Consider the following 11,853-nt stretch of genomic DNA (forward strand, 5'->3'; position numbering starts at 1 on the left):
AGAGATAAGATGTTGGGAAAGCATCTCTGCGAAATAGTGTATCAACATTTGCTTTTAAATTAAGCGATATAAGCATCTGTTAATTGTACTGCACGAAATTTCTCGATAAGGCATCTATTTCGAGCTCTTAGGATAGCCTTTGCTAGGTGTTGGATTAGCTTTGATCTCCAATTATAATATCGAGCTACTAAATAATTCTAATACGTGAAGTCGCTTTTTTTTATAATCGTTATTAGCTTGCTGGCTTCGGTTGAAAGCCTGGCCCAAAACTTTATGGGCTGCACCTCGCAAGATGCCATAGCCTTAGGCCGTGTTTTACCCGTTGTTGAAAGTACGCGTAATCCACAGATGGATTATTGCATAAAAAAAAATGCAGAGTCGGTAGGCAAATTTTTGGGGGTGAATGTCGGCGTGATAATGTTTGAAGATTCCGTTTATGATAAACCAAATATTTGCGTATCCCGGATAGACGAGCTAAGCGGCACCGATGGAACAGTTGCAATAGGCTGTAATTATCTCCAAAACATGTACAGCTATTCTGGCAATTTCAATATTATCCCCATTGTTTTGGCGCATGAGATAGCCCATATTTTAGATATTACCTTAAAAGCTACACCTCCTTCTGGGATGTATAGCGAGTTATACGCCGACTTTTTGTCGGGGTGCTTTATGGCTTACCGCTCTAAACAAACCTTTGCAGATGTTAGCAACAACCTTCGCTGGGTGGTACGAATAGGCGATTACACCGCCGTTGGCGACCCCGCCCGACATGGCACACCGATGCAACGCACAGCAGCATTTAAAGCCGGTTTCGATTGGTATAAAGAACAGTTGGCCGTTGGTTGTGTAGTAGTAGGGATTGATGCCAGTGCTGCCGCCCGCAAGTATTTGAATTTGCCCGACTTTGACGACGCCGATAAAATAGCGGGTAACTAAATAAAAAAGCCCCCGACAAAGCGGGGGCTCCGGAGCTAAGAATCTAATAAGCGCTTACCAGATCTTAATTCTATCTTCAGGCTTTTTGTACATTTTATCGCCTGGTTGTACGTTAAATGCTTTATACCAAGCATCAACATTGGTAATAGGGCCATTGGTACGGAACCTTCCCGGTGAGTGCGGGTCAGTTTGTACTTGCTGAGCAGTAGCTTCAGGACGTTGCAAGCCTCTCCAAACCTGTGCAAACGACAGGAAGAAGCGTTGGTCTGGCGTAAAGCCGTCTATTTTAGTATTTGATTTACCTTCTTTGGTTTTCTTAAATGCCTCATAAGCAACATTGATACCGCCAAGGTCGGCAAGGTTTTCTCCCAAAGTAAGGCGGCCGTTTACGTGCATCGTGTCAACAGCAACAAAGCCGTTAAATTGGTTTACCACCATATCTGCACGGGTTTTAAATTTATCTGCATCGTCTTTTTTCCACCAGTCGCGCAGGGTACCATCAGCGTCATATTGGCGACCCTGATCATCAAATCCGTGGGTCATTTCGTGGCCGATAACTGCACCGATACCACCGTAGTTGATCGCATCGTCAGCAGCAAAATCGAAGAAAGGGAATTGCAGAATACCTGCAGGGAATACGATCTCGTTATTTACCGGGTTATAATAAGCGTTAACGGTTGGCGGCGTCATACCCCATTCTGTTTTGTCAACCGGTTTGCCTAAACGGCCTACCATATCGGCATAGCTCCACGCACTAACGCGACGGATGTTACCAAAGTAATCGTTACGTTCGATGTCTAAACCGGTGTAGGTTTCCCATTTATCGGTGTACCCAATTTTAACGGTAAAGGCGTTCAGTTTTTTAAGTGCGCGCGCTTTAGTTTCCGGAGTCATCCAGTCTAAACGTTGGATACGCTCACCCAAAGTAACTTTAAGGTTATTAACCAGGCCTACCATGTAAGCTTTGGCAGCAGGGGTAAAGTATTTCTCAACATAAAGCTGACCTAATAATTCGCCCAAAGAACCATCAACTAACGAGGTCATACGCTCGTTACGCGGGGTTTGTACTTTCTGGCCGCTTAATACGCTGCTGTATTTAAACTGCGCATTAACAAACGGAGAGCTTAATGAACCTGCAGAACCTTTAAGGATGCTCCATTTTAAATAAGTTTTCCAGTCTTCAACCGGGGTAGCAGCCAATAATTGATCTGCTGATACCAGGAATGAAGGCGAAGAAACTAGCACAGTGTCCTGACCGGCTACTTTTAACTTAGGCAGTATTTGTGCCCAGTTTAAGTGCGGGGTAGTTTTGGTAAGATCTGCAACGGTTAACTTGTTATAGGTTTTGTTTGGATCGCGCATGGCAACGCGGCTCATCTGAGCTTCGGCCAGTTTGCTTTCCATTCCGAAAATGGTAGCCGCATTTTTTGTTGCTCCATCAGCAGAAGTACCTGTTAAGGTAAACAGATCTGTAATGTATTGTTTGTAGGCATCCTGGATGCGTTTAGTACGTGGATCTGATTTTAAATAATAATCACGATCTGGTAAGCTGGTACCGCCCTGGCCTAAACCAACAACGTATTTAGTTACATTCTTTGAATCCTGACGAACACCAAAGCTAAATAGCGGGCTACCAATAGCGTTGGCACGTTGGTAAACGATCTCGTTGATAACACCATTCAAATCAGAAATGGCATCGATACGTTGAAGATCTGCTTTGATTGGATCGAAACCACGTTTTTCGATAGTTACGGTATCCATAGCGCTCGCATATAGATCACCAACGCGTTGTTTGATACTTCCTTTAGGCTGATTAGCAGTTTTGCTGGCTTCTTCTATTATGCCAAGCAACTTTTGTTTGTTACCATCGCGAAGCATTAAAAAGCTTCCCCAGCTGGTTTCTTTAGCCGGGATGGTGTTGGTTTTTAGCCAGCCGCCATTAGCATATTCAAAAAAGTCGTCGCCTGGTTTAACAGCCGGATCCATATTGGCCGGATCAATAAATTTCTTTGGAGCCGGGGCTTTTTTGGCGTGGTCGCCGGTGCCGGCAAATGTGTTAGCAGTAAAGCATAGTGCCCCTGCAAGCATTAGATGCGTAAATTTTGATTTCATAAATTAATTAAGGTCCGAAATTTAGTTATTTATCAACTAAATACTCAAACCACATAGACCCTAAATATGCGCCTGTGTTACTGATAACTAAAACTTTATTGTTGAAATATTGACTCGCGATTGGAGTAAAGTGGCGTAATGTTTTAGTAACGAATGAGATACCGCTTTGTAATAATCTTGTGTCACAAAAAAAGCCCCGGCATACCGGGGCTCTGGGATTTAAAAAATTAAGACTGTTTACCAGATCTTAATGCGGTCTTCGGGTTTCTTATACATTTTGTCGCCCGGTTGTACGTTAAATGCTTTGTACCATGCATCGATATTTGAAATCGGAGCGTTGGTTCTATATTGCTCTGGCGAGTGCGGATCTGTCAGAATACGTGACGATGCCGACTCTGGCCTTTGGTTACTTCTCCAAACTTGAGCCCAAGATAGGAAAAAACGCTGATCTGGCGTAAAACCATCGATTTTTGGTCCGCTTTGGCCTTGTTTAGTTTTCTTGAAGGCTTCGTAAGCAACGTTTAGGCCACCTAAATCGGCTAAGTTTTCGCCCAAGGTTAAACGACCATTTACATGGATGGTATCTAATACGGTAAACTGGTTGTATTGATCAACCACCATGTCGGCACGCAGTTTAAATTTATCTGCATCGTCTTTTTGCCACCAGTCGCGCAGGGTACCGTCAGCATCGTACTGACGACCTTGATCATCAAAACCGTGGGTCATTTCGTGACCGATAACAGCACCTATACCACCGTAGTTAACAGCGTCATCAGCACCAAAATCAAAGAACGGATATTGTAAGATACCAGCCGGGAAAGTGATCTCGTTAGTGGTTGGGCTGTAAGAAGCGTTTACGGTAGGAGGCGTCATACCGAAGCGTTTTTCGACAGGCTTGCCAATGTGGCCTACCATTTCGTTATATCTCCAGGTAGAAATGCGGCGCAGGTTACCGGCATAGTCGTTACGCTCGATAATTAAGCCAGGGTAGGTCTGCCATTTATCCGGGTAGCCGATTTTAACACCAAAAGCATCCAGCTTTTTAAGTGCACGTGCTTTAGTTTCGGCGGTCATCCAGTCTAAACGTTTAATACGATCGCCTAAGGTAACTTTAAGGTTATTCACCAAACCAACCATGTAAGCTTTGGCGGCAGGGGTAAAGTATTTCTCTACATAAAGCTGGCCCAATAACTCGCCGATGCTGCCATCAATTAATGCAGACATACGCTCGTTACGTGGAGTTTGCACTTGCTGGCCGCTTAATACACTGCTGTATGCAAAACTTGCTTTTACAAACGGTGAGCTTAACGAGTTTGCAGAACCGCGCAAAATCTCCCAGCTCAGGTATACTTTCCAGTCTTCAACCGGTGTAGCCGCTAAAAGCTCGTCGGCAGTTTTAAAGAAATCTGGCTGACGAACCAAAATAGTGTCTTGGCCGCCTGCTTTCAACTTAGTCAAAATATCGCTCCAGTTTAAGTGAGGAGTTGTTTTGCTGAAATCAGCCACTAAAAACTTGTTATAAGTTTTGTTAGGGTCGCGCATAGCCGTGCGGCTTAGTTGCGCTTTGGCTAATTTGCTTTCGAGATCAAAAATGGTGGTCGCGTTTTTCGTCGCTGCATCCTGGCTGGTACCGGTTAGGGTAAATAAGGTCGCGATATACTGTTTAAAAGCATTTTGAACCTTTACAGAACGGGCGTCGCTTTTTAAGTAATAATCGCGGTCGGGTAGGCTAGTGCCGCCCTGGCTTAGGCTTATTACGTATTGCTTAACATGTTTAGGATCTTGCGAAACGCCAAAGCCAAACAATGGGCTGCCTTCGCCGGCTGTACGCTGGTAGGCCATTTCGTTAATTACGCCTGCCAAGTCGCTTATCTTTGCAATACGTTGAAGATCAGCTTTAATTGGATCGAAGCCGCGTTTTTCGATAGTTACGCTATCCATACCACTGGCATACAGGTCGCCCACACGTTGTTTAACGCTGCCTTTAGGCTGGCCGGCTTTGTTAGCGTCGTTAAGAATGGTTAATACTTTTTGAGTGTTTTCGTTACGCAGAATATTAAAGCTGCCCCAACGGGTTTCTTTCAAGGGTATCTCGTTTTTTTTAACCCAGGTACCGTTTGCGTATTCGTAAAAGTTATCACCCGGTTTAACAGAAGGATCCATATTGGCCGGATCAATATATTTCTTAGGCGGAGTTGGTGCTTTGGCACCATCGCCGGTTGGGCCCGAGGCATAAGCGTTGGCAGTAAAGCACAACGCACCTGCAAGCATTAAATGGGTAAGTTTTGAGTTCATCGTTTAGTTTAATATGAAAGTTTGAAATTAGCGATTGCACCTGCATGTATCCAAGTAACAATTTAGTGGGGGAGGGCAGCGGCAGTTTATTGGGTTATTAAGTTATTGGTTAGTTGATGTTTGTGTTGTTACGCTCTGCACCTAATAACTCAGTAGCTTAATAACTCAACAACAACTTACTCATTTAAATCAAAAACCTTATTTTTGCAAACTATGAGTATTTCTAAGTCCTACGAGCCCAAAGAAGCGGAAGCAAAGTGGTATAATTACTGGCTAACAAATGGTTTTTTCAGGTCGGTGCCCGATGAGCGCGAACCGTACACCATTGTTATACCACCACCCAATGTTACCGGGGTTTTGCATATGGGCCACATGCTTAATAATACTATACAGGATGTGCTGATCCGCCGTGCCCGTATGCAAGGTAAAAATGCCTGCTGGGTACCCGGTACCGACCATGCCAGTATTGCTACCGAAGCTAAAGTTGTTGCCTTATTAAAAGAGCAAGGCATCAACAAAAAGGATCTTACCCGCGACGAGTTTTTGAAGCATGCCTGGGTTTGGAAAGAGAAATACGGCGGTATCATCTTAGAACAATTAAAGAAACTTGGCGCATCGTGCGATTGGGATCGTACCCGTTTTACCATGGAAGACGACCTGAGCGATGCCGTTATCGATACCTTTATCCATCTATATAAAAAGGGCTGGATCTACCGTGGTGTACGCATGGTTAACTGGGATCCGCAAGGTAAAACTGCGGTTTCTGACGAAGAGGTTATCCGTAAAGAAGTTAATCAGAAATTATACTATATCAACTATCCGGTTGTTGGCGAAGATGCGCAGGTTACCATAGCAACAACCCGTCCTGAGACCATTATGGCCGATGCTGCGGTGTTTGTTAATCCTAACGACGAACGCTATACTCACCTACATGGCAAGAGTGTATATATCCCTTTAGTTAACCGCGAAATTCCGATTAAAACGGATGAGTACGTTACGATGGATTTTGGTACAGGTTGCTTAAAAGTAACGCCTGCACACGATCTGAATGACTATGAGCTGGGCCAAAAGCATCATCTTGAGGTTATCGATATTTTAAATGACGACGGTTCTTTAAATGATCTTGCTCAAATATTAGTAGGTGAAGATCGTTTTGCTGCCCGTAAAAAGATTGCCACCCTATTAGAAGAAGCAGGTGTACTGGCTAAAGTTGAAGAATATAAATCGCAGGTTGGTTTCTCAGAACGTACCAACGCCGTGATTGAGCCGCGCCTTTCTATGCAATGGTTCTGCAAAATGGATCAGATGGCTAAGCCAGCATTGGAAGACGTTTTGAACGGCGATGTAAAGCTGATTCCTGAGAAATTTGTAAATACTTACCGTCACTGGATGGAGAACGTTCAGGACTGGTGTATTAGCCGCCAATTGTGGTGGGGCCAACGCATCCCAGCCTGGTACTTGCCTAACGGGAAATTTGTCGTAGCCAAAACTGCCGAAGAAGCCTTAGAGGAAGCAAAGCTACTGACAACCGACAACGCGAACCTCACAACTGCCGACCTTCGTCAGGAAGAAGACGTTGTTGATACCTGGTTCTCGTCATGGTTGTGGCCAATTTCTGTTTTTGATGGCTTTAAAAATCCCGACGGTGCGGATATTAACTATTACTACCCAACCAACGATCTTGTAACCGCCCCTGAAATCTTATTCTTTTGGGTAGCGCGTATGATTATGGCCGGGCACGAATTCCGTGGGCAAAAGCCGTTTACCAACGTTTACCTAACCGGTATCGTAAGGGATAAGTTGGGCCGCAAAATGTCTAAATCATTAGGTAATTCGCCAGATCCGCTGGAGCTAATCGAGAAATATAGTGCTGATGGTGTGCGTGTTGGTATCCTCCTTTCGTCGCCTGCAGGTAATGACCTGATGTTTGATGATAGCTATTGTGAGCAGGGCCGTAATTTTGCCAATAAAGTATTAAACGCCTTCCGTTTGCTTAAAGGCTGGGAGGTTGATGATAAACTCGAAAACACTAATCAGGTAGCGATCGATTGGTTTGCCAGCCGATTTAATGAAGCATTGAAAGATATTGAGGAAAACTTTAATCAATACCGTCTTTCTGAGGCTCTGATGGCTACTTATAAGTTAGTATGGGACGATTTTTGCGCCTGGTATCTCGAAATGATCAAACCAGCCTATCAACATCCAATTGATAGCGCCACATACAAAGCTACAATCAGCTTTTTTGAAGACGTATTAAAGTTGCTTCATCCGTTTATGCCATTCATAACCGAAGAGTTATGGCACGACGAAATATTTGGGGAACGAACAGAGTCTGATTGCTGCATTGTGGCGAAAATGCCTACAGTTGGGCAAATAAATCCACAGTTAATTTCGGAGATAGAATCTGTTAAACAAATTATCTCTGGGGTTCGCAACATTCGTAACAGTAAACAAATTTCTCCTAAAGAAAGCCTCGAACTGGCAGTTAAAGCTAATTCTACTATCAATTACAATGCTTATTTACCTATGGTGACCAAATTGGGCAACGTTAGTAAAATTAGCTTTGTAACCGAGCAAATACAGGGTGCTGCGAGCTTTATGGTTCTTACCGATGAATTCTATATTCCATTGGCTGAAAACGTAGATCCGGTGGCTGAAAATGCCCGCTTGCAAAAAGAAATGGAATATCTGAAAGGCTTCTTAAAGTCGGTAGACGCCAAATTGAGCAACGAGCGTTTTATGCAGAATGCCAAGCCGGACATTATTGAAAATGAGCAGAAAAAGAAAGCTGATGCGGAGGCTAAACTAAAATTAATTCAAGATAGCCTGGCTGCTTTGGCAGGTTAATTGCATAGTATCCGGATGTATGATGTGTTAATTTTTCGGTAACGAAACGTTAACACATTTTTTTAACGATATATTTATATCACGGTACATCCAATTTATGCCCGGTACGGTTAGTTTTTTTAATTTTTCTTTAAATAAGATAATAAATAAGGAGCACTCCATTCTAGATCAGGCGCGTATACGCTTGTTATACTATGGATTATGCCTGGCTTTTGTGGCCTATACATCTATTATGTTAATGGTGTATGCCCAGGCAAGTACTATGTTTATTTACGTAGCGGCAGCTATCAACATAGGTATTATCGGCCTGTTTAAGTATCTCACCTGGAAGCCCGACTGGCGACGTATTTCGCACGTTCTGCTAATCCTCATAACACTCATTAATCTCACCGACGTTTACGTTGTAATTCAGAGTGTGAACCTGGCAACTGTGCAGCTTATTATTATTATAGTGTTGCTTAGTTTTTACATGCTCGGACAAAGCTTCGGGATGTTTTATTCGCTGGTAAACATTATACCGGTGATTGCTTTTATGGTGCTTGATTACCATAGTAACTATATGGTAAGTTTTAAACCCGAGCGACTGGATGGTTCCGTTGGAATTATTACCGTACTGACAAATTTCATCCTCATCATATTTATTCATAGCCACTTTTATACTGCGTTTCTGAAGACTATTAAGCAGCTAAAGCAAACTGCAAAAGGTCAAACGAAGCTTAATGAGGAGCTTGAGATTGCCAGACAACGCGCAGAAAAATCGTCGCAGGCTAAGTCTGAGTTTCTTTCCACCATGTCGCACGAGATCCGCACACCTTTAAATGCGGTTATCGGGATGACCAACCTGTTAATGATGGGCAACCCTCGTCATGATCAGAAAGAGAATATCGATATCCTTAAATTTTCGGCTAATAATCTGCTAGCCATTGTAAACGATGTGCTCGATTTTAATAAGATTGAGTCGGGCAAAATTGTGTTCGAAAACATCCGTTTTAACCTCGACGAGTTGATGCACAATATTTGCGGCGGGCAACAAATTAAGGCCAGTGAAAAAGGTCTGGATTTTCATTTACATGTAGATGAGCAGTTAAAATACCGCAACGTAATTGGCGATCCAACGCGTATTACACAGGTTATTTTTAATCTTGTTAGCAACGCAATTAAGTTTACCGAGCAGGGTAATATATGGGTTAATGTTACGTGCATCGAAGATCGCCACGATCGCGTTACGATTAGCTTCTCCATTAAGGATACAGGGATAGGCATCCGTAAAGAAAATCTGCAAAGTATTTTCGAAGCCTTTGCGCAAGAGTCGAGCACAACTACTCGTGAGTATGGTGGTACTGGCTTAGGCTTGGCTATTGTTAAACGCTTGCTTGAGCTGCAAGGCGTTAATATGTATGTTGAAAGTAAGCTTGGCGCCGGATCGGAGTTTTCATTTAATATGGAACTACCTGTGCCTACAGATGAATTGGAAACGGTAAAATCAAAAGCAATTGAAAATATCCCGGTAGTGCGTGCTAATCAGCCTGTGACGGCCAACTTTAGTGATACTAAAGTGCTGATTGCTGAAGACAACCCGGTGAACGTGATGTTAATGAAGAAGCTTTTATCCAAGTGGGACATAACGCCAACCTTTGCAGAAAACGGCGCACGTGCGGTTGAACTTGTGCAATATGGCAACTTCGATATTGTTTTAATGGATTTACAGATGCCGATAATGAGCGGTTTTGAGGCTTCTATGGAGATCAGGAAAATGCCCGACACAAAGAAGGCAAGTTTGCCGATAATTGCTTTAACGGCGTCTGCGCTGGCGGATATCAGAGAGCAGGTATTTAATTCTGGCATGAACGATTATGTTTCCAAGCCATTTAAACCAGATGAGCTACGGGCAAAAATGGAAGGGTTACTTACCCTCGTTTAATGATTTAAGCTGCTTATAGTCAGGCAGGTCGTTCAAAAAAGTATAGCTGTTTTTTTCGAAATCTATTTTGCTGCAATGGTGTACCAAGCCGTTGCTTACCACCAGTAAAGGTACTCTGTGTACCATATTGTAACGCGCCGCCTGATCAAATACTTTTTGATCTACAGGCACATAAGGCGCTTTGCATTCAATCAGCATAATTTTTTCTCCCACCGAATTGTGCACCACTATATCCGAACGTTTCTGCATACCGTGCAACTTGAGGCCGCCTTCGAGTTTGATTAGTGAACGGGGATAGCCTTTTTGTTTAACAAGGTATTGCACAAAGTGCTGTCGTACCCACTCTTCGGGTGTAAGCACAATCTGCTTTTTGCGAATCTCGTCAAAAACAAATAGTTGCCCCTTATCATCGGTAATACGAAAAGGGTAGGGAGGCAAATTAAGCGGCTGCAATAAACTCACGGTGCTAAATTACCAATTCCTGCTACATTATTTGTAATTTGCACCGTATTGGTATGACTGCTCCCGAAATTATAAAAGACCTTAAGGCCCGTAAATTTAAACCCGTATACCTGCTACATGGCGAGGAACCTTACTTTATTGACGAAGTCAGTAACTATATAGAACGCCAGGTACTGCCCGATGCGGAGAAAGGCTTTAATCAAACTGTTTTATACGGTAAGGACACCGATATTATGGCCGTGCTTAATGCCGCCAAGCGTTACCCGATGATGGCCGATTACCAGGTTGTAATGGTTAAGGAAGCGCAGGATTTGAAATGGGGAAAGGATGACGACGATAAGAAAAGCATCAATCCCTTGCTAAGCTATCTGGATAGTCCGTTGCCTAGCACCATCCTGGTTTTTTGCTACAAATATGGCAAGTTTGATAAACGTAAGAAAACCTACAAAGCCATTGAAAAAAACGGGTTGATATTTGAATCGGCATCGTTATATGATAACAAGATACCGGGTTGGATAGAGAGTTATGTAGCGGCCAAAAATTATAAAGTAAGCGGGCAGGCGTCGGCGATGCTGGCCGAATACCTGGGTAATGATCTGAGCAAAATAGCCAACGAGCTTGATAAGTTAATGCTCAATATTGCCGAAGGACAGGAGATCACCCTCAAATCTATTCACGATAACATCGGGATCAGCAAAGAGTATAATGTGTTTGAATTGCAAACCGCACTGGCAAAAAGGGATGTAGTAAAGGCCAATCAGATTATCAATTATTTTGAAGCTAACCCTAAAGCCAATCCTATCGTAGTGTTAATGGCTAATCTGTACAGCTATTTCAGCAAAATACTGCAGATCCATTATTTAAAAGATAAATCGCAGCAAAGCATAGCTAAAGAAATTGGTGTAAACCCATACTTTGTAAAAGATTATGAGATGGCTGTGCGCAGCTACGATTACAGCAAAACAATGTATATTATAAGCCTGCTACGCGAGTACGACCTTAAGAGTAAAGGTGTTGACTCCGCCGCATCCCACGGTGAGCTGATGAAAGAAATGCTGTTTAAGATATTACATTAATTGGTGAGTAGTTCATTGAGTGAATAGTTTATTGAGTTAAATTGTTGAGAAATAACAGAAACTAGGCGCGGAGAAGTGAGTTCCAACCTAATCAACCTAATCAACCTAATCAACCTAATCAACCTAATCAACCTAATCAACCTAATCAACCTAATCAACCTAATCAACCTAATCAACCTAATCAACCTAATCAACCTAATCAAC

7 protein-coding genes are annotated in these 11,853 nt (G+C 43.0%); 4 read left to right on the forward strand and 3 right to left on the reverse strand.

The window, feature by feature from the left end:
* Positions 1-204: 204 nt before the first annotated feature.
* Positions 205-936, forward strand: a complete 732-nt coding sequence (locus GSY63_RS01055; RefSeq protein WP_166583963.1) for a neutral zinc metallopeptidase — start codon at positions 205-207, stop codon at positions 934-936.
* Positions 937-990: 54 nt separating this feature from the next.
* Here the strand turns inward: GSY63_RS01055 and GSY63_RS01060 are convergent, their stop codons facing one another.
* Together GSY63_RS01060 and GSY63_RS01065 are read right to left on the reverse strand one after the other, a co-directional pair.
* Entirely contained in the window at positions 991-3,048 is a 2,058-nt protein-coding gene (locus GSY63_RS01060; RefSeq protein WP_166583964.1) for a M13 family metallopeptidase, read from the reverse strand.
* Between the two features lie 237 nt (positions 3,049-3,285).
* Positions 3,286-5,343, reverse strand: coding sequence for a M13 family metallopeptidase (locus GSY63_RS01065; RefSeq protein WP_166583965.1), 2,058 nt, complete (start codon positions 5,341-5,343; stop codon positions 3,286-3,288).
* 213 nt (positions 5,344-5,556) lie between these two features.
* On the opposite strand from GSY63_RS01065, the gene GSY63_RS01070 reads away from it, so the two are divergent.
* The gene (locus GSY63_RS01070) at positions 5,557-8,190 is read left to right on the forward strand and encodes a valine--tRNA ligase (RefSeq protein WP_166583966.1); all 2,634 of its coding nucleotides are present in this window, start codon (positions 5,557-5,559) and stop codon (positions 8,188-8,190) included.
* Positions 8,191-8,287: 97 nt separating this feature from the next.
* The gene (locus tag GSY63_RS01075) at positions 8,288-10,111 is read left to right on the forward strand and encodes an ATP-binding protein (protein ID WP_166583967.1); all 1,824 of its coding nucleotides are present in this window, start codon (positions 8,288-8,290) and stop codon (positions 10,109-10,111) included.
* Here GSY63_RS01075 and GSY63_RS01080 read toward each other — a convergent pair.
* Complete coding sequence (locus GSY63_RS01080) at positions 10,094-10,573, reverse strand: type I restriction enzyme HsdR N-terminal domain-containing protein (RefSeq protein WP_166583968.1); 480 nt, start codon at positions 10,571-10,573, stop codon at positions 10,094-10,096. The two genes, GSY63_RS01075 and GSY63_RS01080, sit on opposite strands and share 18 nt — an antisense overlap.
* Positions 10,574-10,626: 53 nt before the next feature.
* On the opposite strand from GSY63_RS01080, the gene holA reads away from it, so the two are divergent.
* Positions 10,627-11,649: a DNA polymerase III subunit delta gene (gene holA / locus GSY63_RS01085; RefSeq protein ID WP_166583969.1), complete on the forward strand. Its 1,023-nt coding sequence runs from the start codon at positions 10,627-10,629 to the stop codon at positions 11,647-11,649.
* Positions 11,650-11,853: the final 204 nt, after the last annotated feature.

It is taken from the genome of Mucilaginibacter agri, assembly GCF_009928685.1.
Taxonomy (GTDB): domain Bacteria; phylum Bacteroidota; class Bacteroidia; order Sphingobacteriales; family Sphingobacteriaceae; genus Mucilaginibacter; species Mucilaginibacter agri.